The 24,356-nt window shown below is 62.9% G+C and carries 26 protein-coding genes; 18 read left to right on the forward strand and 8 right to left on the reverse strand.

The features are described 5' to 3' along the window. Nucleotides 1-133 precede the first annotated feature (133 nt). Nucleotides 134-703 carry a DUF6101 family protein gene (locus ABID19_RS30880; RefSeq protein WP_354494363.1) on the forward strand — a complete coding sequence of 190 codons (570 nt, stop codon included), beginning with the start codon at nt 134-136 and terminating at the stop codon, nt 701-703. Between the two features lie 183 nt (nt 704-886). Here the strand turns inward: ABID19_RS30880 and ubiA are convergent, their stop codons facing one another. Beyond that, nucleotides 887-1,870: a 4-hydroxybenzoate octaprenyltransferase gene (ubiA, locus tag ABID19_RS30885; protein ID WP_354494467.1), complete on the reverse strand. Its 984-nt coding sequence runs from the start codon at nt 1,868-1,870 to the stop codon at nt 887-889. A gap of 162 nt (nt 1,871-2,032) precedes the next feature. Between ubiA and purD the strand changes: the two genes are divergently transcribed. Continuing rightward, a complete protein-coding gene (gene purD / locus ABID19_RS30890; RefSeq protein ID WP_354494364.1) occupies nt 2,033-3,310 on the forward strand; it encodes a phosphoribosylamine--glycine ligase in 1,278 nt (425 codons plus the stop codon). Between the two features lie 20 nt (nt 3,311-3,330). On the opposite strand, the gene ABID19_RS30895 is transcribed toward purD, so the two are convergent. Together ABID19_RS30895 and ABID19_RS30900 are read right to left on the reverse strand one after the other, a co-directional pair. After that, nucleotides 3,331-4,434, reverse strand: coding sequence for a glycoside hydrolase family 25 protein (locus tag ABID19_RS30895; protein ID WP_354494469.1), 1,104 nt, complete (start codon nt 4,432-4,434; stop codon nt 3,331-3,333). 175 nt (nt 4,435-4,609) lie between these two features. After that, nucleotides 4,610-4,846: a hypothetical protein gene (locus ABID19_RS30900; RefSeq protein WP_354494365.1), complete on the reverse strand. Its 237-nt coding sequence runs from the start codon at nt 4,844-4,846 to the stop codon at nt 4,610-4,612. A gap of 209 nt (nt 4,847-5,055) precedes the next feature. Between ABID19_RS30900 and ABID19_RS30905 the strand changes: the two genes are divergently transcribed. Further along, nucleotides 5,056-6,825, forward strand: coding sequence for an acyl-CoA dehydrogenase (locus ABID19_RS30905; protein WP_354494366.1), 1,770 nt, complete (start codon nt 5,056-5,058; stop codon nt 6,823-6,825). 55 nt (nt 6,826-6,880) lie between these two features. Beyond that, on the forward strand, nt 6,881-7,633 hold the full coding sequence (locus ABID19_RS30910) for a crotonase/enoyl-CoA hydratase family protein (RefSeq protein WP_354494367.1): 753 nt from the start codon (nt 6,881-6,883) through the stop codon (nt 7,631-7,633). A gap of 13 nt (nt 7,634-7,646) precedes the next feature. Here ABID19_RS30910 and ABID19_RS30915 read toward each other — a convergent pair whose 3' ends face one another. Both ABID19_RS30915 and pdxH read right to left on the reverse strand, forming a co-directional pair. Next, a complete protein-coding gene (locus tag ABID19_RS30915) occupies nt 7,647-8,279 on the reverse strand; it encodes a LysE family translocator (protein ID WP_354494368.1) in 633 nt (210 codons plus the stop codon). Between the two features lie 85 nt (nt 8,280-8,364). Beyond that, nucleotides 8,365-8,982: a pyridoxamine 5'-phosphate oxidase gene (gene pdxH / locus ABID19_RS30920; RefSeq protein WP_354494369.1), complete on the reverse strand. Its 618-nt coding sequence runs from the start codon at nt 8,980-8,982 to the stop codon at nt 8,365-8,367. Nucleotides 8,983-9,022: 40 nt separating this feature from the next. Between pdxH and ABID19_RS30925 the strand changes: the two genes are divergently transcribed. Both ABID19_RS30925 and ABID19_RS30930 read left to right on the forward strand, forming a co-directional pair. After that, nucleotides 9,023-9,499, forward strand: coding sequence for an RT0821/Lpp0805 family surface protein (locus ABID19_RS30925; protein ID WP_354494371.1), 477 nt, complete (start codon nt 9,023-9,025; stop codon nt 9,497-9,499). Nucleotides 9,500-9,599: 100 nt separating this feature from the next. Further along, complete coding sequence (locus ABID19_RS30930) at nt 9,600-10,520, forward strand: DnaJ C-terminal domain-containing protein (protein ID WP_354494373.1); 921 nt, start codon at nt 9,600-9,602, stop codon at nt 10,518-10,520. A 49-nt stretch (nt 10,521-10,569) separates the two neighbouring features. Here the strand turns inward: ABID19_RS30930 and ABID19_RS30935 are convergent, their stop codons facing one another. Then, a complete protein-coding gene (locus ABID19_RS30935; RefSeq protein WP_354494374.1) occupies nt 10,570-11,208 on the reverse strand; it encodes a TetR/AcrR family transcriptional regulator in 639 nt (212 codons plus the stop codon). Nucleotides 11,209-11,389: 181 nt separating this feature from the next. Here ABID19_RS30935 and mddA point away from each other — a divergent pair, with 181 nt between their 5' ends. From mddA to ABID19_RS30955, 4 genes are all read left to right on the forward strand, one after another. Continuing rightward, nucleotides 11,390-12,124: a methanethiol S-methyltransferase gene (gene mddA / locus ABID19_RS30940; protein ID WP_354494376.1), complete on the forward strand. Its 735-nt coding sequence runs from the start codon at nt 11,390-11,392 to the stop codon at nt 12,122-12,124. Between the two features lie 110 nt (nt 12,125-12,234). After that, nucleotides 12,235-13,038, forward strand: coding sequence for a class I SAM-dependent methyltransferase (locus ABID19_RS30945; RefSeq protein WP_354494378.1), 804 nt, complete (start codon nt 12,235-12,237; stop codon nt 13,036-13,038). Between the two features lie 147 nt (nt 13,039-13,185). Beyond that, nucleotides 13,186-14,004, forward strand: coding sequence for an enoyl-ACP reductase FabI (gene fabI, locus ABID19_RS30950; protein ID WP_354494380.1), 819 nt, complete (start codon nt 13,186-13,188; stop codon nt 14,002-14,004). Between the two features lie 57 nt (nt 14,005-14,061). Beyond that, nucleotides 14,062-14,649, forward strand: coding sequence for a histidine phosphatase family protein (locus ABID19_RS30955; RefSeq protein WP_354494382.1), 588 nt, complete (start codon nt 14,062-14,064; stop codon nt 14,647-14,649). A 71-nt stretch (nt 14,650-14,720) separates the two neighbouring features. Here ABID19_RS30955 and ABID19_RS30960 read toward each other — a convergent pair whose 3' ends face one another. Beyond that, nucleotides 14,721-14,984, reverse strand: coding sequence for a DUF1344 domain-containing protein (locus tag ABID19_RS30960; protein WP_354494384.1), 264 nt, complete (start codon nt 14,982-14,984; stop codon nt 14,721-14,723). Nucleotides 14,985-15,266: 282 nt separating this feature from the next. On the opposite strand from ABID19_RS30960, the gene aroC reads away from it, so the two are divergent. Together aroC and ribB are read left to right on the forward strand one after the other, a co-directional pair. Then, entirely contained in the window at nt 15,267-16,367 is a 1,101-nt protein-coding gene (gene aroC / locus ABID19_RS30965; RefSeq protein WP_354494386.1) for a chorismate synthase, read from the forward strand. A gap of 113 nt (nt 16,368-16,480) precedes the next feature. Next, a complete protein-coding gene (gene ribB, locus ABID19_RS30970) occupies nt 16,481-17,581 on the forward strand; it encodes a 3,4-dihydroxy-2-butanone-4-phosphate synthase (protein ID WP_354494388.1) in 1,101 nt (366 codons plus the stop codon). A gap of 60 nt (nt 17,582-17,641) precedes the next feature. On the opposite strand, the gene ABID19_RS30975 is transcribed toward ribB, so the two are convergent. Beyond that, nucleotides 17,642-18,865: an MFS transporter gene (locus ABID19_RS30975; RefSeq protein ID WP_354494390.1), complete on the reverse strand. Its 1,224-nt coding sequence runs from the start codon at nt 18,863-18,865 to the stop codon at nt 17,642-17,644. Nucleotides 18,866-18,983: 118 nt separating this feature from the next. On the opposite strand from ABID19_RS30975, the gene ABID19_RS30980 reads away from it, so the two are divergent. From ABID19_RS30980 to dxs, 6 genes are all read left to right on the forward strand, one after another. Next, nucleotides 18,984-19,631: a TetR/AcrR family transcriptional regulator gene (locus ABID19_RS30980; RefSeq protein WP_354494391.1), complete on the forward strand. Its 648-nt coding sequence runs from the start codon at nt 18,984-18,986 to the stop codon at nt 19,629-19,631. A 131-nt stretch (nt 19,632-19,762) separates the two neighbouring features. Next, nucleotides 19,763-20,689, forward strand: a complete 927-nt coding sequence (locus ABID19_RS30985; RefSeq protein ID WP_354494393.1) for a histone deacetylase family protein — start codon at nt 19,763-19,765, stop codon at nt 20,687-20,689. A gap of 3 nt (nt 20,690-20,692) precedes the next feature. Then, nucleotides 20,693-20,944, forward strand: coding sequence for an exodeoxyribonuclease VII small subunit (locus ABID19_RS30990; RefSeq protein WP_352938671.1), 252 nt, complete (start codon nt 20,693-20,695; stop codon nt 20,942-20,944). A 98-nt stretch (nt 20,945-21,042) separates the two neighbouring features. Beyond that, a complete protein-coding gene (locus ABID19_RS30995) occupies nt 21,043-21,309 on the forward strand; it encodes a DUF2277 domain-containing protein (protein ID WP_354494394.1) in 267 nt (88 codons plus the stop codon). A gap of 10 nt (nt 21,310-21,319) precedes the next feature. Then, on the forward strand, nt 21,320-22,240 hold the full coding sequence (locus tag ABID19_RS31000) for a pirin family protein (protein ID WP_354494396.1): 921 nt from the start codon (nt 21,320-21,322) through the stop codon (nt 22,238-22,240). 106 nt (nt 22,241-22,346) lie between these two features. After that, nucleotides 22,347-24,287 carry a 1-deoxy-D-xylulose-5-phosphate synthase gene (dxs, locus tag ABID19_RS31005; protein ID WP_352938667.1) on the forward strand — a complete coding sequence of 647 codons (1,941 nt, stop codon included), beginning with the start codon at nt 22,347-22,349 and terminating at the stop codon, nt 24,285-24,287. The last annotated feature ends 69 nt before the right edge of the window (nt 24,288-24,356 follow it).

The following is a 24,356-nucleotide window of genomic DNA, read 5'->3' on the forward strand; positions in this document are numbered from 1 at the left end:
TCAGCAAAATTTAACCGACTTTCTTAAGCGCAGCGATAAGAAGCCCGCGCTAATGTTTCTCCACAACGAGGCTGGAAAAACCGGCCCGGAGACCCGGAAGACCGGCTCTCAGGAGAGACAGGAAAGGCACAATATGAACACTGGACTGAAGCCAGTCTGGGCCGGGCGCAACATGCGCCTCGATCCATTCCGCCTGCCGCAGGTGGTGAGCTACGCCACGCGCGACGACTATGGCGACGTTACCTTCACCATCGACCACCGCGGCGCCGTCATTCGCCGCATGCTGGAGATGAGCGGCGTGCCGGCGATCATTGCTCTGCCCGCCAACGCGTTTCGCGGCGTAGCCGCCCGCGCGATGGAGGATTCGGATGGCAATGTCACGGTGACCTTGGAGCTTCTGCACAATGATCCGATGCTGTCGGTGCCGCTGCTGGTCGCCGACGATCTCGAGGATGTCGCCGCCGACTGGCGCGCCTGGGCCGACGCCTACCGTCTGCCGATGCTTCTGATCGAATCGGACGGCATCGCCCGTACGCTGGAGGAATCGCTAGGCGCTGCCATCAAGACGCTACCGGCGCAAGATCGCCGCAAGGGTCGCGTTTCGAACACGCGCCGCCCGCGCTTCCTCGCCCGCCGCAGGGCCGGCGACCTCGGCCTCAGACTGGTCATCGGCGGCAAGGAAATTATCTCGCGCGAGCAATAGTGCATGTCGTGCAAAAGTTCGTTGAAACATGACGCGCTTCGGGGTGTGTTGAGATTCAGGTCAGGCCGAGCCGAAAATGGTGGCTTCCGAGAACCGGAGCGGAGCGTACTTTTGGGTACGTGAGCACCGGAAGCGCAGGAAGCCGCCGTTTGCAGGCCGGCATCACCTGAATATCGACATAGCCTAAACCAGCGGCTTTAGCGCCACCCAGACAGCGCCACCGATCAGGCCAAGGAAGATCAGCCAGCCGACCTGGTTGTTCGACTTGAACAGTCGCAGGCACTGGTCCGGATGGTCGATGTCCAGCACGGCGATCTGCCGCGTCATATGAGCGCCGGCGGCGATAAGCCCGGCCAGAGCCGGTACCGGCGCCTGCGCCGACGCGAAGGCGATGGCGAAGCAGACCAGCGCTCCGCCATAGAGCCCGACGAGCCAGGCCTTGGTGTTATCGCCGAACAGGCGTGCGGTCGAGCGCACACCGACGATGGCGTCGTCTTCCTTGTCCTGATGCGCATAGATCGTGTCATAGCCGATCACCCACAGGATCGAGCCGATATAAAGCATGACCGCCGGGCCATCGATGTCGCCGAACTCCGCCGCCCATCCCATCAGCGCACCCCAGGAAAAAGCGAGGCCGAGAACGAGTTGCGGCCAATTGGTGAATCGCTTCATGAACGGATAAATGGCGACGATCGTGAGCGAACAGACGCCGAGCAGGATGGCGAAGCTGTTGAACTGCAGAAGCACAGCGAGGCCGACCAAAGCCTGGATAAGGAGAAATGCCCAGGCCTGCCGGCGTGTGACCTTCCCCGCCGGCAGCGGCCGCGAGCGCGTGCGTTCCACCTGGTTGTCGATGTCCTGGTCGACGAGATCGTTGTAGGTGCAGCCGGCGCCGCGCATGGCGATAGCGCCGGCCAGGAACAGCACGAGATACCATGGCGCCGGCAGCAGCGAGAGAACCGGGTCGCCGGGGCGAGGGTAGGCGCTCGCTGCAAGGGCGGCCGACCACCAGCACGGCCACAGCAGCAGCTGCCAGCCGATCGGCCGGTCCCATCGCGCAAGCTGCGCATAGGGCCACAGCCAGCGTGGCAGAATGCGGTAGACCCAGTGGCCGCTCGGCGCATCGGCGACGCGGCCCTGGGCCGCTTTCGACTGAACGGTTTCCATTGTGCTGAAGTGGCAGCCGCGGCGAATGCCGTCAAGCGTCAAGCCGGGCCGATACATTCCCGTTCCCGCGTGGAATTGCTCTCAAAGTCTGCCAAATGTCTTGACCCGTCGTCCGGGGCGCAATAGCGCAGTGCTGATCATGGAATGGCAAGGAATCTGGGCATGCGTGTTTTGTTGATCGGCTCCGGCGGCCGCGAACATGCCTTGGCCTGGAAGATCGCGGCCTCGCCGCTGCTGACCAAGCTGTACGCCGCCCCCGGCAATCCGGGCATCGGCCGCGAAGCTGAACTGGTGACGCTAGACATTGCAGATCATGCGGCCGTGGCCCGGTTCTGCACGGAGAAAAAGATCGACCTCGTCGTCATCGGGCCGGAAGGGCCGCTGGTCGCCGGCATTGCCGACGATCTTTGCGCCGCAGGGGTCCGCGTGTTCGGCCCGTCCAAGGCTGCGGCGCGGCTGGAAGGCTCGAAGGGTTTCACCAAGGACCTTTGCGCGAGATACGACATCCCGACCGCCGCCTATGGCCGTTTCGGCGACTTGACGTCGGCCAGGGCCTATGTCGAAAAGATGGGCGCGCCGATCGTCATCAAGGCAGACGGCCTCGCCGCCGGAAAGGGCGTCACCGTCGCCATGACGCTGGCCGAGGCGCTGGCGGCACTCGATGCCTGTTTCGACGGGTCCTTCGGACAGGCCGGCGCGGAGGTCGTGGTCGAGGAGTTCCTCACCGGCGAAGAAGCGAGCTTCTTTTGCCTGTGCGACGGCGTCACCGCGCTGCCGTTCGGCACCGCACAGGACCACAAGCGCCTCAGTGACGGCGATGTCGGCCCGAACACCGGCGGCATGGGCGCCTATTCGCCGGCTTCGGTAATGACGCCGGAGATGATCGACCGCACCATGCGAGAGATCGTCGAGCCGACCATGCGCGGCATGGCCGAGCTTGGCGCGCCGTTTTCCGGCGTGCTGTTCGCCGGCCTGATGATCACGGACAAGGGGCCGAAGCTGATCGAATACAACACCCGTTTCGGTGACCCGGAATGTCAGGTGCTGATGATGCGGCTGAAGGATGATCTCTTGGTCCTGCTAAACGCTTCTGCCGACGGCCAGCTTGCGCATAGCTCAGTGCGCTGGCGCGACGAGGCGGCGCTTACCGTGGTGATGGCGGCCAGGGGCTATCCCGGCACGCCGGAAAAGGGTTCGGTGATCCGCGGCGTCGAAGAGGCCGCGGGCGATGGCGTCGAGATTTTTCATGCCGGCACCGCCATCAACAGCGGCGCGCTGGTCGCCAATGGCGGCCGTGTGCTCGACGTCACGGCTGTCGGCGGCACGGTCGGCGAGGCGCAGAGGCGAGCCTATGCCGCGCTCGACCGGATCGATTGGCCGCAAGGCTTCTGCCGCCGCGACATCGGCTGGCAGGCCGTGGCGCGCGAGCAGGCACGCTGACCCTTCAACGGCTTTAGAATTCAGCGCAGCCCACGGTCGAACTCGGTCGATGCGGTGCTGACCGGATCGCTGGCGGCGCGCGCCGCTTCGGAGGCCGATGCGGAGGGCTTTTCCTTCCGCGTCCAGGCCACATATTCGGCAATCCCGTGCGGAAGGCGCGGCGCTGCCTCTACAAAAGGCATTTGAAAGCTGCTGCGGAATCTGGTCCAGCGTGCGCTGAACGTGGCGATCATTTCGGTGAAGCTCGGCGGTGGTACCGCCACGGTGGCGTAGGTAATGGCATTGCCGGCTAGCCCGGCCTCGCGCGAGAGAGGCACCGGTATCGAGGCGAGGTAATCCGGCTGCACGTCGATCAGGCCGCCGAAGGGCCATTGCGCGCGCAATGCGGCGGCATCCATCGGTGCGACGTTGACATCGATGTCGTTGGGCGTGCCAGCCACCCGGTAAGGGCAGCGGAACCGTCCGCAATTCGCTTTTGCCGAAAACTGCCAGAGTGCGTAGCCTTGCCAGTTGCCCATCGGGAAATGCACGCCGATGTCTGGCTTGTAGCGCGCATACCAGAGCGGTAGCCGCGACAGGAGCCGGTATTTGTACTTGTTGTCGGCGATGTGCTTGGCGGTCTTGCCGTTGGTGTAGAGCACGGGAAAGCGGCCAATCCGCCGATGCACATGGCGCACGAACTCCTCGGCATCCTCGAGCGACATCCATTTCGTGGGGTCATCATCCTCGATGTCGAGGGCAAGCAGGTCATCCGGCCCAGGCTTCGCGAAGTTGATGAAATTATTGGCCTGTCCCACCGGATTGCCGGGGCGGGCGAGATGATAAGCGCCCCATTTCAGGCCGAGCGCCTTGGCCACCACCTTGCGCGTCTGGAACAGTTCCTGTGCTACCGCATGGCGCTTCCACAGTGTCTTGCAGAGCCTCGTCTCGGTCTCGGCGCCGAAACAGAGATAGGGTGGCGGCATCCCATCCGAGGCCTTGTTGATGAAGCCGACAATGCGCTTGTCGGTCGCAAGCTCGGCCCAGTCGATGGAATTATATTCGTAGGCGTCGATCACCAGCGCCCGGTCGGCATTCTTCCACGGCTCGGAAAAATCCGAGGCTTTTGCCGGCCCCAACGCCATCGCCGTCCCGACCGCGGCGACGAGGAGACCTAGGCGGCGAAGAGAGTGCGCCGGCGGTTTCAAACAGCAGATCCTTGCTGGCCAAAGCCCAATCCTGAACCGCCATGGTTAAGGAAATGCTTTCGGCGGCCCGCAGCGAATGCCGCAATTTTGCCAGTGATGGCTTCGCTGGGCATCAACGGCGCGAGAGCGGCTGGATCTGGAACGGATCGGGCGCCGGCGCTTGCGGCAGCGTTCCCTCGGCCTCGCGTTTGCGGTTATGGGCCAGCGAGCATTGCGGCGAACACAGAATGCCGCGATCCGACCAATAGGCGGCGCCATCCTCGATCTTGCCGTGATGGTACCAAAAACCTGCCGCTCGGTAGGGCAGGCCGCATTCAATGCAGCGATAGGCGTCAGGTCTGGCGAGCACGGGCGGTCCGATCCGGTATTCTTGATCCGTCGCCGGTCGAACTTGTCCGGCTTTTGCCGAATTTAACGTGTGTCGCAACAATTGCAAAATCTGCGTGACAAAAATTGACGTTTACGTAAAAAGAAGGTGAAAGCGGAGACCCCGAAGCGGGTAGCTTTGTGGCGGCACGGATCTTAAGTTGCGTGCCGGACGGAGGAGGAGCGAGCGGCATGTATCGGGCACCAGTCGAGGAAATCGCCTTCACGCTGAAGCATGTGGCCGGCCTGAAACCGGCGCTCGACGCCGGCACCTTCGGTGACCTTGGCGAAGACCTCGTCGATGCCATTCTGGCGGAAGCCGGCCGCTTCGCCACAGAGGAGGTTGCGCCACTCTACAAGATCGGCGACGAACAAGGCGCGGTGCTGAAGGACGCGGCCGTCACCACGCCGCCCGGCTGGAAACAACTCTATCGTCGCTGGATCGACGGCGGCTGGAACGCTCTGTCCGCACCGGAGGAGTTCGGCGGCCAGGCGCTGCCGGCCATGCTGGGCGTCGCCGCGCTCGAAATGTGGAACTCCGCCGCCATGGCTTTCGGTATCGGCCCGACGCTGACCATGGGGGCGGTCGAAGCGCTCGACAAGCACGCCTCGCCGGCGCTGAAGGCCAAATATCTGGAAAAGCTCGTCTCCGGCGAATGGATGGGCACGATGAACCTGACGGAACCGCAGGCGGGCTCGGACCTGAATGCGTTGCGCACCCGCGCCGAGCCGGCCGGCGACGGCACCTACCGCATCTTCGGGCAAAAAATCTTCATCACCTATGGCGAGCACGATTTCACCGACAACATCATCCATCTGGTGCTGGCGCGGCTGCCGGATGCACCGGCCGGCACGCGTGGTCTTTCGCTGTTCCTGGTGCCGAAATTCCTTGTCGGCGACGATGGCGCGCTGGGCGCACGCAACGACGTCTTCTGCTCCGGGCTGGAGCACAAATTGGGCATCCACGCCTCGCCGACATGCACCATGATCTATGGCGACGGTTTCGAAGGCATGGTGCCTGGCGCGATCGGCTGGCTGATCGGTGAGGAAAACAAGGGCCTCGCCTGCATGTTCACCATGATGAACAGTGCGCGGCTCGCCGTCGGCATGCAGGGCGTGGCGGTCGCCGAAACGGCAACGCAGAAGGCGCTCGCCTATGCCAATGACCGCCGGCAAGGCAAGGCCGCAAGCTATGATGGCGGCGGCATGGCGCCGATCGTCCATCACCCTGACGTGCAGCGCAATCTCCTGACCATGAAAGCGCTGACCCAGATCGCGCGCGCCGTCAGCTATTCCTGCGCGCATGCCATCGATCATGCGCGGATATCCAGTGGCGTGGAGGCCACCCATTGGCAGGAGCGAGCCAATCTTTTGACGCCGCTGGCCAAGGCCTTTTCCACCGATGTCGGCGTCGAGGTCGCCTCGCTCGGGCTGCAGGTGCATGGCGGCATGGGTTTCATCGAGGAGACGGGTGCGGCAGCACTTTATCGCGATGCGCGCATCGCGCCGATCTATGAGGGCACCAACGGCATCCAGGCGATCGACCTGGTGGTGCGCAAGCTGCCGCTTGGCGGCGGCGAGCACGTTCATGTTTACATCGCCGAGCTAAAAGCGGTCGCCAATCAAGTGCGGACGTCAAATCTTCAAGGTTTTGGCCGCACCGCCGATGGTCTCGACAAGGCGCTCGACGACCTCAGCCAAGCGACGCGCTTCCTGCAAGGGCTGCTTGCCGACGGGCGCTCGGACGAGGCGCTGGCCGGTGCGACGCCGTATCTGAGGCTGATCTCGCTCGCGGCGGGCGGCGCCTATCTGGCACGCGGCGCGCTTTCCGACCAAAGCCGCATCGCCCTTTGCCGTTTCTTCGCCGAAAACCTGCTTGGCGAGGCGGGCGCGCTGAAGGAGCGCGTGATCGGCGGCGGCGAAAGCCTTGCCGCCGCCGGCAAGACGCTGATTTCTGCCTAACGTTTCACTGGGGCCTGACGCTCCACAAGGGCCTGACGTTCACAAAGGATCACCCGTGACAGAGCATATCCTCGTCGAGCGCCAGGGCGCCATCCAGATCATCCGCATGAACCGCCCGGACAAGAAGAACGCGCTGACGCGCGCCATGTATGCGACAATGTCCAAAGCTCTTGCCGAGGGCGACGCCGATCCGGCGATCCGCGTCCATGTCTTTTTGGGCGTGCCCGGCGCCTTCTCTTCCGGCAACGATCTTGCCGATTTCATGATTATTGCCACCGGCGGCGAGGGCGGCACCGAGGTTTGGGATTTCCTGATGGCGCTGGCCAGGACGGAAAAGCCCATGGTTTCAGGCGTCGATGGCATCGCGGTCGGCATCGGCACGACGCTCAACCTGCATTGCGACCTGACCTTCGCCACGCCGCGCACAATGTTCCGCACACCCTTTGTCGATCTCGGCCTGGTCCCCGAGGCCGGGTCGAGCCTGCTTGCGCCTGAGATTCTGGGCCGGCAAGGCGCTTTCGCGCTGCTTGGTCTCGGCGAAGGTTTTTCGGCCGAGCGGGCGAAGGCCGCCGGACTGATCTACGCGGTGGTCGAGGAGAACGAGCTTGAAACCTCCGTGCTTGCCGCCGCCGGTCAGATCGCGGCCAAGCCACCGCAAGCGCTGAAGATCGCGCGTGACCTGATGCGCGGCTCGCGTGAAGACCTTGTCGCTCGCATCCGTGAGGAGAGCGAGCATTTCCGCGAACGGCTCAAATCCGACGAGGCGCGCGCCGCCTTGACGGCCTTCATGACCAGGAAGAAAGGGTGAACCATGATCGCGGCTAGCGGTGCTCGGTCGCGATGCGGATGCCGAGGCCGATCAGCACCATTCCGGTGACGCCTTCGATGACGCGGCGGATCGATGGCCGGCGCAGGAAATCCCCGGCCTTGGCGACGACCGTCGCGTAAAGCGCCAGCCAGGTAAAGGTCATGATGGCGAAGACCGCGCCCAGACCCAGCAACGCCGCGAAGCTTTCCTCGCCTGGTGGCACGAACTGGGGCAAAAGGCTGGCGAAGAACACGGCCATCTTTGGATTGCCGAGATCGCTGATCAGGCCCTGGCGAAAAGCGCTTGCTGCCGTCAGCCGCCGCGAAGGCTTGGCGACAGCCAGCGCCTCCGCTTCGTGGGACGGCCGCAGCGCCTCTTGCAGCGCCTTGACGCCGAGATAGACGAGATAGGCAGCACCGGCATATTTGACGGCGAGGAAAAGCGGTTCCGAAGCGACGAGCAAAGCGACAATGCCGGCGCTGGTGGCCAATGCCCAGATCGTCTGGCCGCTGGCGATACCAAGCGCGGTGAACACGCCGCCGGCGCGCCCGCCGAGAAGTGCGTTGCGAATGGTGATGGCCGTGTCCGGTCCGGGTGTTGCGAGGACGACGAACGAGACGCCGAGGAATGCCAGGAACAGGCTCATGGTTCACCCTTTTGCGACCGGAGCGGCATGAAACCATATCTTGCCGCCCAGTCTTCGAAAAGGCTCAGGGATTCTTCGAAAAGGCTCAGGGATAGAGCCTTGTCTTGTCCCAGCCGCCCTCAGCGTTACGGGAAAAAACGAGGCGGTCGTGCAGCCGGAAAGGCCGGTCGTGCCAGAACTCGATCGTCTGCGGCACGATCCGGAAGCCAGACCAGTGTTTCGGTCGCGGGATCTCGCCGATCGCGTGGCGCGCCGTGTATTCGGCAACGGCTTTTTCCAGTGCGAAGCGGCTCTCCAGTGGCCGCGACTGTTTCGACGCCCAGGCGCCGATGCGGCTGCCGCGCGGACGCGTCGCATAATAGGCGTCCGCTTCCGCCTCGGTAACGATCTCCACCGGTCCACGCGCGCGCACCTGCCGGCGCAGCGATTTCCAGTGGAAGCACATCGCCGCCTTCATGCTGCCAAGAATCTCGCGGCCTTTGGCGCTTTCGAAATTCGTGTAGAAGACAAATCCGCTTTCATCGAACCCCTTGAGCAGCACCATCCGCACATTCGGCATGCCCTCGGCATCGACGGTCGCCAGCGCCACGCCGTTGGGATCGTTGATCTCACTTTTCGTCGCATCGTCGAGCCATGCGGCAAAGAGGCGGAATGGCTCGGTAGCCTCGGTAAAGTCACCGCTTGTTAACTCGGTTTCGCTCATAGTTTTTCCAAATTCTGTTGCCGGCTGGGGAGATTGCCGATTGTCGCGCATCGCGCAACCTTTTGACAGCGGGCAATGGAGCCTTATTGCTTCGGCCAGCGCCCAGGCCGCGGTCAAGGCCGCCGTGATCGCGTTGGCCGTCCTGCCGCTTGCTGCGTGCGGTGCCGGCGGCTTCAGCCTGGAGCAGGCCGAGGTCGACCGTACGATCCTGACCAGCAGCACGCCTGCTTCGGCCTCGCCGATCGATCAGGATCGCGCCTCGGACCAGACGACGATTCGCAACGCGGTGTCTTCCGCCGATATCCAGGAACTTGGCGGGCAGGCCGTTCCCTGGGCGAATTCCGATACCGGTTCGCGCGGCTCGATCACCGAACTGGCGGAGTCCAGGGACAACGGCCAGCTTTGCCGCCGCTTCACCGCCTCGCGCGAAAGTTTCGACGGCGTCGCGCTGTTCAAGGGCGAGGTATGCCTGGCGGGCGCCGGCGCCTGGCGGATACAGGACTTCAAGGCGCTCTGATTTTCCGCCATCATACGACCGCGCGCCACTGGAATTTCTTCCTATGCGAGCGCATATAGGTGGCAATCGTGGACTCAACTCCATCTCCAGGGCAGGAAGCATGCGCGACCCCTATGAGGTGCTGGGCGTTGCTAAGAACGCATCGGCCAAGGACATAAAATCGGCGTACCGTAAACTCGCCAAGGCGTATCATCCGGACCAGAATCCGGATCCCAAGGCGAAGGAGCGGTTTGCCGCGGCCAACCAGGCTTACGAGATCGTCGGCGACGAGAAGAACCGTGCGGCTTTTGATCGCGGCGAGATCGACGCCGACGGCAAGCCGCGCTTCCAGGGCTTCGAGGGTGCCGCGGGCGGCGCCGATCCTTTCTCCGGTTTTCGCCGGCAGCAAGGACCTGGTGGCTCGCGCTTCGAGTTTCGCTCAAGCCGTCCGGGCGGCGACCCGTTCGACGGCAACAGCGACATCTTCAGTCAGATTTTCGGCGAGACCTTCTCTCGCGGCGCCGGCATGGGCGCTGGCCGACAGGCGCCGACCGGCGCCGATCTGAACGTGACGCTCGACGTTACCATCGAGGAAGCGGCGACCGCCGAGAAGGTCACGGCGATGTTCCCCGACGGACGCAAAGTCGCCGTCAAACTACCAGCCTATGTCGAGGACGGCCAGACCATCCGGCTAAAGGGCCAGGGCGAGCAGGGGCCGGGGCAGCCGGGCGACGCGCTGGTCAAGATCCGCTTCCGGCGGCACCCGCGCTATCGTGTCGAAGGCCGCGACCTTCATGCAGACCTGCCGGTCGCACTGGCGGATGCTGTGCTGGGTGCCAAGGTGGCGGTCGAGACACCGACCGGCAAGCTTGCCGTCAATGTTCCCGCCTGGTCGAGCTCGGACAAGGTCCTGCGATTGAAGGGCAGGGGCCTGCCGGAAAAAGGTGGCGGTCACGGCGATCTCTACGCACATGTGCGGTTGATGCTGCCTGAAAACGGCGACAGCGATCTCGAAGCGCTGATGCGCAACCGAAAACGGTGACGCCTCTTGCGGGTCGCGACCTCCGCTGCCTGCGTCCCTGGTGCACGATCTAGTTTTTTGGAGCCGCTTCCTCCATTCGCCGGATCGTTTCGCCAAAGCGGCGCAGCGCCTGCCTCACCGGAACGTGCCGGCTCTCGATCTCCAGCAGGATCATCGTCTCGCTTCCAAGAAAGGCGGCGCTGACGAGGCTGGTCACTTCGGCGGCGGAAAATTGCCCAAGACCGCCGAATTGTCGCCCCGCCTCTTCCGCCAGCCCGGCCAGGAGCTCAAACCAGCCGCGCAGATCGCGGCGCACCGCCTTGGCGATCTCGGGGCTCGACCAACTGGCTGCGATCATCTCGTGCAGAACGCGAACATAGCCAGACGCCAGATCCTCATCGAGGAAATCACAGGCACGTTCCCAACGGCGCCACAGCGGCATCGGTGCTGCAAATGTTTCCGCCTGGCGCTTTAGCAGGCGCTCGTTCAAATGATCGAGCAGGGCCAGGATCAGGCGCTCCTTGGAGCCAAAATGATAGTGGATCTGGCTGAGGGGAACGCCCGCTGTCTCGGCAACGCGCCGCGTCGACAACTCAGCGAAACCGTCCCGATGCAGGCAAATCTCGGCTGCCGCCAGCAGGTCGGCGCGTGTGTCGCGCCTCACCTTGTTCGATCCCGTTGCATCGGATTTGTCTGCGACGTCTGTCATGCGGTGTGCCCGTTGCTCGAACGGGCACGCTGTTGGTGATTCATGATTTCTCCTGTCCAGGCTCGCGTCTCACCACCTTACTTCGGTCGAGCGACCGATCAAGTTGACTCTTTTCTCTAACTGTGGTCCTATGTGAATTCGGTCGACCGACCGAATTCTTGTGCTTGCAAGGAGGGGGAGCATGGCGGGCGTAATCACCCTTATTTACGGCATTGTCGCATACCTCATATTTTTGGGCTCATTTCTCTACGCGGTCGGCTTCGTCGGCAATCTGGTGGTTCCGAAATCGATCGATTCCGGAATCGTGGGAAGTCCGGTCGAAGCCGTGATCGTCAACACGCTGCTGCTCGGTCTTTTCGCCGCGCAGCACAGCGTCATGGCGCGCCCGGCCTTCAAGCGATGGTGGACGCGGCTTGTGCCAAGCTCGGCTGAACGCAGCACCTATGTGCTGCTGGCCAGCCTCATCCTGCTGCTGCTTTACTGGCAATGGCGGCCGATCCCCGGACCCGTCTGGACGGTCGAGAACCCACTTTGGACCGCCGTCATCCATGGCGTATTCTGGCTTGGCTGGGCGATTTTGCTGATCAGCACCTGGCTGATCAACCACTTCGAACTGTTCGGTCTATCGCAGGCCTTCGCCGCGTTGCGCAAGAAGGAACTGCCGCCTCCCGTCTTCAGGACGCCGCTCTTCTACAAATGGGTCCGGCACCCGATTTATGTCGGCTTTTTGCTGGCCTTCTGGGCGACGCCGTCGATGACGTGGGGCCATCTTCTGTTTTCGCTCGGCACGACCGGTTACATCCTGCTTGGCATTTTCCTCGAGGAGCGGGATCTCGTCACGCTGTTCGGCGATCGGTACCGTCTCTACCGCAAACAGGTGGGAATGCTCTTCCCCTGGCGAAAAGTTGCCGAATAGGCAGTAATTTCGGCTCAAACCCCCGCACCTGGATACGAGACAGCCTCACCTGAGGCACGGGACTGTTACCGTGTGCGTCGAGGATGCTGACCCTGCTGCGGAGAGAGAGAATGAACAAGTCTGCCGAATTCGATGCATGGAGCGTTGGTCAGAACTATGACTACTATATGGGCCGCTGGAGCAGGCGGATCGCCGATCAATTCGTAGATTGGCTTGGCCCGTCGCGGGACGCCGCCTGGCTTGATGTCGGCTGCGGCACGGGCGCCTTGACGGCGGCGATCCTCGGCCAATGTGCGCCGCGATCGATCCTGTCGACCGACCCGTCGGAAGGATTTCTGGCGCACGCCCGCTCGGCAATTCACGACGAGCACGTCCGATTCGAGATCGCAAGCGCGCAAGCCCTTCCGGCCAGCGATGCCAGTTTCGACATCGTCGCTTCGGCGCTAGTCTTGAATTTCATCCCCGACAGGCAGGCGGCATTGGCCGAGTTGCGCAGGGTTTTGAAGCCGGGTGGGTTGCTGGCATTCTATGTCTGGGACTATCCCGGCGGCGGGATGGGCTTCATCGATGCCTTCTGGAAAGCCGCGGCTGCAATCGATCGCGACGCCGCTGCGCTGGACGAAAGCAAGCGGTTTCCATTCTGCACCCGGGACGGGCTCGCCGAAATCTGTCATGCGGCGGGTTTGATGTCCCCGGTTATCGAATCGCTCGAAATCGAAACGGTATTCCCCGATTTCGAGGCGTTCTGGCTGCCATTCACGCTCGGCGCGGGGCCGGCACCCGGCTATTGCAGCAGTCTGCCGCAGGAGAAGCAAGCCGCACTGAAGGCACATCTGGCACATACGCTTGGAACAGATCAGCCTATTCGTCTGGTTGCGCGAGCCTGGGCCGTCAAGGCACGCTGGCCGGAGTGAGGCACTGAAGCTCGCTCCAACGCCCGTCCTGTCCGCCGCTCACGCCGCGTGACTGATTTGAACTCGCTGGCCGTCTGCGCTTGATGCGGCGTTTTGCCTGTGCGATAGGCACTCCACAAAGCAGAAGATCTTGCGGAGAGCGCTCACATGGCGGGTGGACAAGGCATTATGGCCGGCAAGCGCGGGCTTGTCCTGGGCGTCGCGAACAATCGGTCGATCGCCTATGGCATCGCCAAGGCCTGCGTCGACCACGGCGCCGAGATCGCGCTGACCTATCAGGGCGAGGCGTTCAAGAAGCGCGTCGAGCCGCTGGCGGCGGAACTCAACGCCCATGTCGCCGGCCATTGCGACGTAACCGATCCGGCAACCCTCGACGCGGTTTTCGACGACATCGCCAAGCATTGGGGCAAGCTCGATTTCCTCGTCCACGCCATCGCCTTTTCTGACAAGGACGAACTGACAGGCCGCTATGTCGAGACGACGCGCGACAATTTCCTGCGCACCATGGACATTTCGGTGTTTTCCTTCACCACCATCGCCAAGCGCGCCGAGGCGCTGATGACCGATGGCGGCTCGCTGCTGACGCTGACATACTACGGTGCGGAAAAAGTGATGCCGCACTACAATGTCATGGGTGTCGCCAAGGCGGCGCTGGAAGCCAGCGTACGCTATCTGGCCGTCGACCTCGGCGCCAAGAAAATTCGCGTCAACGCCATCTCCGCCGGCCCGATCAAGACGCTGGCTGCTTCCGGCATCGGCGACTTCCGCTATATCCTGAAGTGGAACGAGTACAATTCACCGCTGAAGCAGACCGTGACGCAAGAGGAGGTCGGCGATTCGGCCGTCTACTTCCTGTCCAACCTTTCACGCGGCGTCACCGGCGAGGTCCACCATGTCGATTCCGGCTACCATGTCGTCGGCATGAAGGCCGTCGACGCGCCCGACATTTCGACCGTCAAGGATTAGTTCCTTCCACGAACACCAATCCTGCTTGTCTGCTCCCGATCCCACCCGGAAGACCTGATGTATCCGCTTGTCTACATCGCGCGCCACGGCCAGACGGAGTGGAACGCCGAGGCCCGGCTGCAGGGGCAGGCCGACACCGATCTCAACGCGCTCGGCCGCCAGCAGGCCTCCCGCAACGGCCATCGGCTGGCTGAAATCGTTCATAACCCCGAAGAGTTCGACTTTGTCGCCAGCCCGATGCGGCGAACGCGTGAGACCATGGAACGCATTCGCATGGCGATGGGGCTCGATCCCCAAGCTTATCGTGCCGAGCCGCTGCTCGTCGAGTTGAGCTTTGGCGACTGGCAGGGTTTCACCTTTGCCGAACTCGAGGCGAGGGATCCCGGTTCGACCAGGCAACGCCGCCTCGATAAATGGAATTTCCAGCCGCCCGGCGAAGGTGCCGAAAGCTACCAGATGCTGCTCGAACGGGTGAAGCCGTGGTTCGACGCACTCGATCGGAACACGGTCTGTGTGACCCATGGTGGTGTCGTGCGCGCGCTGTTCCGCCTGGTACTAGGGATGTCCACGCAAGAGGCGGTCAGGCTGGACGTGCCGCAGGATCGCCTGCTTAGGCTGGAGGGCCGGCGCCTGGAGTGGCTTTAGACCATGATCTCGAAAGGCGGGAACCGCCTTTCGAGATCATGGTCAAACGAAGAGACATCGTTCTAGAAATTCTATTCAGTTGAATCGGCGTCCGGCAATTGCATGTCGGTGATGATGTTCTCGCCGTTTGTCTCATCGTAGGCGATCACGATATCCATGCCGGGCTTCAGCGCTTCGAGATCGGTTTCGGCATTCAGCTTGTAGGATTTGCCGTCGTCGAGTGTCAGCGTCAACGTATCCTTGTCGACCGCTTTGATCAGGCCTTCGGTTTGGCCGGCGAAGGCGGCGGTGGAAATCAGCAATGTGGCGGCAACGGTGCCGATCAGGATACGCATCATCGTCCTCTTATCATTGCGCCGGCACTGTGGCGGCGGGTGTTCAACGGGCAGATGGAACTGACCAGAAACCAACCGAATGTGTCAAAACTAAATCCGCCGGATCACAGTTTGACCACTGCGGAAAACGCCAATAGAACGCAGGCTACAGCGCCGCGCGTCCGATTGGACGCGCAAAGGATGCTGTGGCACTTTTGATTTGCGCATGATCCGTTCCGAAGATCGCTCCGATTTTCGGGGTCATGCGCTAAGCCGGTTCCGACGCCGGCAGGGCTGGTTTCCATGTCTCACAACACGTTTGGCCATCTTTTCCGCGTCACCACCTGGGGCGAGAGCCATGGCGAAGCGCTCGGCTGCGTGGTCGACGGCTGTCCACCCGGCATCCGCTTTACGCGGGAGGAGATTCAGGCCGAGCTCGACAAGCGCCGCCCCGGTCAATCGCGTTTTGTAACGCAGCGCCGCGAACCCGACGAGGTCAAGGTCCTGTCCGGCTTCATCCTGGATGATGACGGAGAGACCATGATCACCACCGGCACGCCGGTGTCGATGATGATCGAGAATGTCGACCAGCGCTCCAAGGATTATGGCGAGATCGCCCGCCAGTATCGGCCGGGTCATGCCGATTATACCTATGACACCAAATACGGTCTGCGCGACTACCGCGGTGGCGGCCGCTCTTCGGCCCGCGAGACGGCAGCGCGGGTGGCGGCCGGCGCCTTGGCCCGCAAGGTCGTACCCGGCATGGTCGTGCGCGGCGCGCTAGTATCGATGGGCGAAAAATCGATCGATCGCGCCAACTGGAACTGGAATTTCGTCGGCGATGCCGAAAATCCGTTCTTCACGCCCGATCCGGCATCGGTTGCCGTCTTCACCGAATATCTCGACCGCATCCGCAAGGCGGGCTCCTCGGTCGGCGCGGTGGTCGAGATCGTCGCCGACGGGGTTCCCGCGGGCCTGGGCGCGCCGATCTACGCCAAGCTCGACCAGGACATCGCCTCGGGCCTGATGTCGATCAACGCAGTCAAAGGTGTCGAGATCGGCAGCGGCTTCGAGGCCGCCCGCATCACCGGCGAAGAGAATGCCGACGAAATGAGGATGGGCAATGACGGCAAGCCTGTCTTCCTGTCCAACAATGCCGGCGGCATCCTCGGCGGCATTTCGACCGGCCAGGCGATCGTCGCCCGCTTTGCCGTCAAGCCGACCTCGTCGATCCTGACCCCGCGGAAGTCGATCGACAAGGACGGCAACGACGTCGAGATCATGACCAAGGGCCGGCACGATCCATGCGTCGGCATCCGCGCCGTGCCGATCGGCGAAGCGATGGTTGCCTGCGCGATCGCCGATCACTATTTGCGTCATCGGGGACAGACGGGAAGACAGTAGGGCAGTAGGGCAGTAGGGCAGTAGGGCCCGTTGTCGCTGAGCCCAAATTTTTTCCTTTCCCCTACTGCCGTACTGCCCTATTCCCCTACTCCCTGCGAGTGAAATGAGCGCCCATGCCTTACGACCAGAAGAAAATCGTCGAAGCTCTGCGCGCCTTCGAACGCGGCGAGATCGTCGTCGTCATGGACGATGACGGGCGCGAGAACGAAGGCGATTTGATCGTCGCGGCCGTCCATTGCACGCCGGAGAAGATGGCCTTCATCGTCCGCAACACCTCCGGCATCGTCTGCACGCCGATGCCGCGCGAGGAAGCCAAGCGGCTCAACCTGCAGCCGATGGTCGCCGACAATGATTCGGCTCACACCACCGCCTTCACCGTCAGCGTCGATTTCAAGCACGGCACCACGACGGGCATTTCGGCCGACGACCGCACGCTGACCGTGCGCAACCTTGCCAACGGCAATGTCGGCGCTTCCGATTTCGTCCGCCCTGGCCACATCTTTCCGCTGATCGCTAGGGAAGGTGGCGTGCTGATGCGATCGGGCCATACCGAGGCTGCGGTCGACCTCTGCAAGCTCGCCGGCCTGCCGCCGATCGGTGTCATTTCCGAGCTGGTCAACGACGACGGTACCGTCATGCGCGGACCGCAGGTGCAGGCCTTCGCCGAAAAGAACGGTTTGAAGCAGATTTCGGTCGCCGACCTCATCGCCTACCGCCAGCGCAAGGAAACGCTGGTCGAGCGGGTTGCCTGTTCCGAAATCGACACGCCTGGCGGCAAGGCGCAGGTCTTCACCTACACGCTACCCTGGGACTCGATGCACCATGTGGCGATCGTCTTCGGCGACATCCGTGACGGCGAGGAGGTGCCGGTGCGGCTACATTCCGAGGACGTGGTGACCGACGTCTTCGGCACCAGCCACAGGCTGGACGGCATCATGAAATCGATGGGGGAGCGCAAGCGCGGCGTCATCGTTTATCTGCGCGAGGGCTCGGTCGGCGTCGCCCATCAGGATCGCAACCGGCCGGCTGCCGGCGACCGCGAGGACCATGAAGAGGCACGTCGCCGCGAGAACGAATGGCGCGAGATCGGCCTTGGCGCCCAGATACTCAAGGATCTGGGCATTTCCTCGATCAACCTGATCGCCTCGCGCGAACGCCACTATGTCGGGTTGGAAGGCTTTGGCATCCATATCGCCAACACCGAGATTCTCTAGGCGGGCCCAGCGACGCTGGCATTCGTCCGGTCCTGTCGGGACCGGACGAACAGCCGGACATTATTCAGCAGGAACCGCGACTGCCTCGCATGCGGAGGTGTCGCAATCCGGTGTGGCAAGGCTGCGCTGGCCGGCGAGCACGATGACCAGCGCGATTGCGCCCGCCGCCACCGATACCAGAAACCCGCTCTGCGCGCCGAAGGCGTCCACCACCCAGCCGGCGGCGAAGGAGCCGAGCGCCATGCCGATGCCTATGCCGGTCATCACCCAGGTGACACCCTCGGTCAGCATCGCCTCCGGCACGCGCCGCTCGATCAGGCCGAATGCCGTGATGAAGGTCGGCGAGATCGCCACGCCGCTGACGAAGACGGCCAGCGCCAGAAGAGGCACCGTGTCGGCGACGAGCAGCGGCAGCGCGGTGAGCGCAATGATTGCGACCGCAATGGCGAGCTGAATTTGCAGCGGTGTCTTCAGGTTCAGGGCACCGATGACAATACCGACCACGAACGATCCGAGCGCGTAGACGCCGATGACGAAGCTGGCGGCGCCCGGCTGGCCGAGCTCCTTGGTGATCGCCACGGTGCTCACCTCCGTGGTTGCGAAGGTCGCGCCGATAAAGATCAGGGCCAAGGTGATGATTTGGACCGGCCGCAGGCGGATTGCCGAGCCGCTCGCGCCCTGGTCGACCGGTCGCACTCGCGGCTCGGTCGAGCGCTGCAGGATGAAGGCGGTCGAGCCGAAAGCGAGGAACAACGTGCTCGCCAACATTCCCGCTTCCGGGAAAAGGGCGACGCTCAGGCCCACCGATAGCGAAGCGCCGGAGATGTAGACCAACTCGTCGGCCGCCGACTCGAAAGCGAACGCGGTGTTCATCTCGGGGCGATCCCGGAAGAGCTCTGTCCAGCGCGCGCGCACCATTGCCGGGATGCTGGGCATCGCGGCGGCCAGCAGCGCTGATGCGAACAATGTCCATATCGGCCAGTCCTGATTGGCGGCCGCAATCAGCACTACAAAAGCGAGCACGGATATGACGGTGGTGGGCACAACGATCCGAGCCTGGCCGAGGCGGTCCACCAGCCGCGATATCTGCGGCGCTGCAAAAGCATTGGCCAGCGCATATGTCGCCGAGACGGCGCCGGCCAGCCAGTACTCGCCATGTGTCTGCGACAGCATCGCGACGATCCCGATCGGAGCCATGGCCATCGGCATCCGGGCAACGAAGCCGGCCGCCGCGAAGCCCTTGGCTCCCCTTGCCTTGAAGATTTCGCGATAGGGATTGGGCATGTGAATACTCCTGGATTTTTGAAGCCGGGCCACTTATATACGTGGCGTATGCAAATCAGATAATAGCATACGATGCGTATGTCAATTGGTATACGAGGCGTATGAGAAAGAAGGGGCAATGGCGCACAAACCACGCAAAGAGATGATCGCCGAGACCCGCGCCAAACTGGTCGCTGCGGCGCGCCATGCCTTTGGCACCGTCGGCTATGCCGAGGCCTCGATGGACGACTTCACCGCATCGGCCGGGCTGACGCGCGGCGCGCTTTATCACCACTTCGGCGACAAGAAGGGCCTTCTCCAGGCGGTTATCGCCGAGATCGACGCGGAAATGTTGGCCCGGCTGAAAATCGTGTCGGCCAGGGCGGACACTCTCTGGCAGGGCTTTGTCGACGAATGCACCGCCTATATCGAGATGGCGCTGGAACCGGAGATCCAGCGTATTGTGCTTCGCGATGGGCCGGCGGTGCTCGGCGATCCTTCGCAATGGCCGAGCCAGAACGTATGCATCCGCTCGATGAGCGAAAACCTTCAAAAGCTAAGGGACGAGGGAACCATCGTTGCCGTCGATCCCGAAGCCGCAGCAAGGCTGGTCAGCGGCGCCTCGCTGCATGCGGCGCAGTGGATCGCAAATTCGGAGGATCCTGAAGCGACGTCGAAAAAGGCGGTGAAGGCGTTTAATGTGCTTTTAGAGGGGCTGCTCAAGCAAGGCCGCAGGCCTGGTCGTCCGCAAGTACTGGCTGAGATTGGAGAAGAGGGCCATCCCTGAGCGGAGGTCGGGGCATAATAGGACGGCTCGCGCTAGACCTAACCAGCACCCGGCATCTAAAGCCTGTTGAACGTCTGCCTTTGGTGGCGTCAAAACATGGTCAAAGCCGCCAGGCGCGCCTATATCGGGGCATGGTCACAAGGCTTTATACCCATCCGATCTTTCTCGAGCATATAACACCGCCCGGTCATCCGGAGCGGCCGGACCGCCTGCGCGCCATCGAACGCGTGCTCGACGACGAGGCCTTTGCGGCGCTTGATCGTGCCGAGGCGCCAGGAGGCGACGAGGCCACCATTCTCTACGCGCACCCGCAGGAATTCGTCGAACGGGTCCGCTCGGCGATACCCGAGACCGGTATCACGCGGGTCGACGCCGACACCACGGCCAGCCCGAAAAGCTGGCAAGCTGCGATTACGGCAATAGGTGCCGCCAACGCGGCCGTCGACGATGTTTATCGGGGGCGCGCCGATAACGTTTTTGTCGCTGCGCGGCCGCCCGGCCACCACGCCGAAAAGACCACGGCCATGGGTTTCTGCCTGTTCAACACCGCGGCGATCGCGGCGCGCTACGCGCAAAGGCAGCACCAGGCCGAGCGCGTCGCAATCGTCGACTGGGACGTGCACCACGGCAATGGCACGCAGGACATTTTCTGGGACGATCCGTCGGTGCTCTATTGCTCGACGCACCAGATGCCGCTTTATCCCGGAACCGGGGCCGTGAGCGAAACCGGCGCCGGCAACATCGTCAACGCGCCGCTGGCGCCGCAGACCGGCAGCGAAGTTTTCCGCGATGCTTTCCTGTCGCGTATCTTGCCGGCGCTCGACAATTTCGCGCCTGACCTCATCATAATTTCCGCCGGTTTCGACGCGCATCACCGCGATCCGCTGGCCGAGATCAACCTGACCGAGGACGATTTCGACTGGGCGACCGGCCAGTTGATGCAGCGAGCCGGTCGCCACAGCGACAACCGGCTCGTCAGCCTGCTTGAGGGCGGCTACGATCTGCAGGGATTGGCATTTTCGGTCGCCGCCCATGTCGGGCGACTGATGAAAGGATAGACGATGGATGGTGAGACCAACGAAGACGTCAAGGCGATGAGCTTCGAGCAGGCGCTCGACGCACTGGAGAAAATCGTCGATGATCTGGAGCGCGGCGACGTGCCGCTCGACCAGTCGATCCGCATCTATGAGCGCGGCGAGGCACTGAAGGTGCATTGCGATCGGCTGCTCAAGGCGGCCGAGGACAAGGTCGAGAAGATCAGGCTTTCGCGCGACGGCAAGCCGGTCGGGACAGAGCCGCTGGACGCGGAGTAAGCATGATCCCAACCCGGAGGTTGCGTTAGCGAACCGATTTTCGGACAAGATCATGCTCAGAACGAGGGATAAAGCGAGACACGGAGGTCCGGAAAGCAATGTGCAGAAACATCAAAACCCTGTTCAATTTTGATCCGCCGGCAACCAATGACGAGGTCCGCGATGCCGCACTTCAGTTTGTCCGCAAGCTGAGCGGAACGACGCGGCCGTCGAAACAGAACCAGCATGCGTTCGACCACGCTGTCGAGGCCGTTGCCGCATCGGCACGCGAATTGCTCGACAGCCTCGAGACGACGCAGCATCCGCGCAATCGCGAAGAGGTGGCGGCCAAGGCGAAAGCCAGGTCCGCACTCCGCTTCGCCTGAGGAAGACCGCATGAGTTTCTTCCCTGGAAACGACCCGCAGGCCGGCGATGCCTTCGCCAGCGACCAGATCGAACTGATGGTCGTTCCGAACGCTAAGGACATTGGCGGCTTCCAGGTCCGCCGCGCTTTGCCGACCGCAAGGCGCCGGCTGGTCGGTCCCTTCATCTTCTTCGATCGTATGGGGCCGGCCATTTTGCGGGCCGGCCAGGCGCTCGACGTCCGTCCGCATCCGCATATCGGCCTGTCGACGGTGACTTACCTGTTCGACGGCAAGATCCGGCACCGCGATTCGCTCGGCACCGAGATGGTAATCCAGCCAGGCGACGTGAATTTGATGACCGCCGGCCGCGGTATCGTCCATTCCGAGCGTACGCCGGAAGAGCTGCGCGGCGCGCCTATGTCGGTTTCGGGCCTGCAGACATGGCTGGCGCTGCCCGACGACAAGGAGGAGGTCGCCCCGATTTTCGAGAATACGGCGGCCATCCGTCTGTCCGAGATCGATGCCGATGGCATCAGCGGGCGCGTCGTCATCGGCGCCTTTTCCGGGCTGCGATCTCCGGTTGCGACCGCATCGGACACGCTCTACGCTGACCTCCGCCTGGCACCAGGTGCCAGCGTGAAAATCCCTGCCGATGCCGAAGAGCGCGCCATCTATACGTTGGAAGGCGAGGTTTCGATTACCGGCGACCGCTTTCCGGCGGAGCGGCTGCTGGTATTCCGGCCCGGCGACGAGATCGTCGTGTCGTCGGAGGGCGGAGCGCATTTCATGCTGTTCGGCGGCGCCTCGCTCGGCTCCAAGCGCTACATCTGGTGGAATTTCGTGTCGTCGTCGAAGGAACGCATCGAACAGGCCAAAGAAGAGTGGAAGACAGGCCGCTTCGACATCGTTCCTGGGGATGAAGAAGAGTTCATTCCGCTGCCGGACAATTAGAATGCTAAGCATCTTTTTGGATGCGCTAAGGGCGCTCTAGCACTTTGGATCTACACCGCGTCATTGACACGCATTTACATTCGCCGGCCAGCGGCCTATTTCGCAGATGAATAAAAAGCAGGCCCCACCGCCAGTGAACGCAAAGCTCCATACGCCGCTTCTCGACAAGGTCCGCATCCCGGCCGACCTCAGGACGCTTGACGAGGGTGATCTGCCGCAGTTGGCATCGGAGCTTCGCACCGAATTGATCGACGCGGTGTCCCACACCGGCGGACATCTCGGCGCTGGCCTTGGCGTGGTCGAACTGACGGTCGCGTTGCACTATGTCTTCAACACGCCCGACGACCGGCTGATCTGGGATGTCGGTCACCAGGCCTATCCGCACAAGATCCTGACCGGCCGCCGCGACCGTATCCGCACGCTGCGACAAGAGGGCGGCCTGTCCGGTTTCACCCAGCGCGCCGAGAGCGAATACGATCCGTTCGGCGCCGCCCACTCCTCGACCTCCATTTCCGCCGGGCTCGGCATGGCAATGGCGCGCGACCTCTCCGGTGGCCGCAACAATGTCATTGCCGTCATCGGCGACGGCGCCATGTCGGCCGGCATGGCGTACGAGGCTATGAACAATGCCGGCGCACTCGATGCCCGGCTGATCGTCATCCTCAACGACAATGACATGTCAATCGCGCCGCCGACCGGCGCGATGAGCGCCTATCTGGCCCGCCTTGCGTCGGGCAAGGCCTATCTGGGCTTGCGCGATTTCGGCAAGAAGCTGACTTCCTATCTGGGCGAACGCGCCGATCGCGCCATAAAGCGGGCAGTCGAGCATGCACGCGGCTACGTCACCGGCGGCACGCTGTTCGAGGAAATGGGTTTCTACCACATCGGTCCGATCGACGGTCACAATCTCGAGCACCTGATCCCGGTGCTAAAGAACGTCCGCGATAATGCCGACGGCCCGGTGCTGATCCACGTCGTGACCCAGAAGGGCAAAGGCTACGGACCGGCCGAGGCGGCCGCCGACAAATATCACGGTGTCAACAAGTTCGACGTCATCACCGGCGCGCAGGCCAAGGCGCCGGCCAACGCGCCGAGCTACACGAAGGTCTTTGCCGAAAGCCTGATTCAAGAAGGCCGGGAAGATGATCGCATCGTCGCCGTCACCGCCGCCATGCCGCAAGGCACCGGCCTCGACCTTTTTGGCGAGGCGTTCCCGGCGAGGACCTTCGACGTCGGCATCGCCGAGCAGCACGCGGTGACCTTTGCCGCCGGCCTTGCCACGGAAGGCTTCAAGCCTTTTGCCGCAATCTATTCGACTTTCCTGCAGCGCGCCTACGATCAGGTCGTCCATGACGTGGCGATCCAGAAACTGCCGGTGCGCTTTCCGATCGATCGCGCCGGCTTCGTCGGAGCCGACGGGGCGACCCATTGCGGGGCCTTCGACACGACCTTTCTGGCGACGCTGCCTGGTTTCGTGGTCATGGCCGCGGCAGACGAGGCGGAACTGCGCCACATGGTGCGCACGGCGGCAAGCTATGATGATGGGCCGATTGCTTTCCGCTATCCGCGCGGCAACGGCGTCGGTGTCGACATGCCGGAGCGTGGCTCGGTGCTTGAAATCGGCAAGGGCCGTATCGTCAGGGAGGGCACTAAGGTTGCGCTGCTCTCCTTCGGCACGCGGTTGCAGGATTGCCTGTCTGCGGCCGAGGAGCTCGGTGCGGCAGGGCTTTCCACCACTGTCGCCGATGCTCGTTTCGCCAAGCCGCTCGACGAGGATCTGATCCGGCGCCTGGCGCGCTCGCACGAAGTGCTGGTAACAGTGGAAGAAGGCGCGGTCGGTGGTTTCGCCAGCCACGTGCTGCAATTCCTGGCGCATGAAGGGCTGTTGGAAAACGGCCTGAAAGTGCGCCCGCTCGTGTTGCCCGACACCTTCGTCGATCACGCCAAGCCCGAGAAGATGTATGCCGACGCCGGGCTGGACGCTGCCGGCATCGTACGCACGGTCTTCTTGGCGCTGGGACACACCGCCAGCGCACAAAGCGCCTGAATCAGAATCTCAACGGCTTGAATCACTTTGCCGGCGGGCGGTCGTAACTGACTGTTTACGCTGCCATTT

Origin of the sequence: Mesorhizobium robiniae, from assembly GCF_040545535.1 — a bacterium.
Classification (GTDB): domain Bacteria; phylum Pseudomonadota; class Alphaproteobacteria; order Rhizobiales; family Rhizobiaceae; genus Mesorhizobium; species Mesorhizobium robiniae.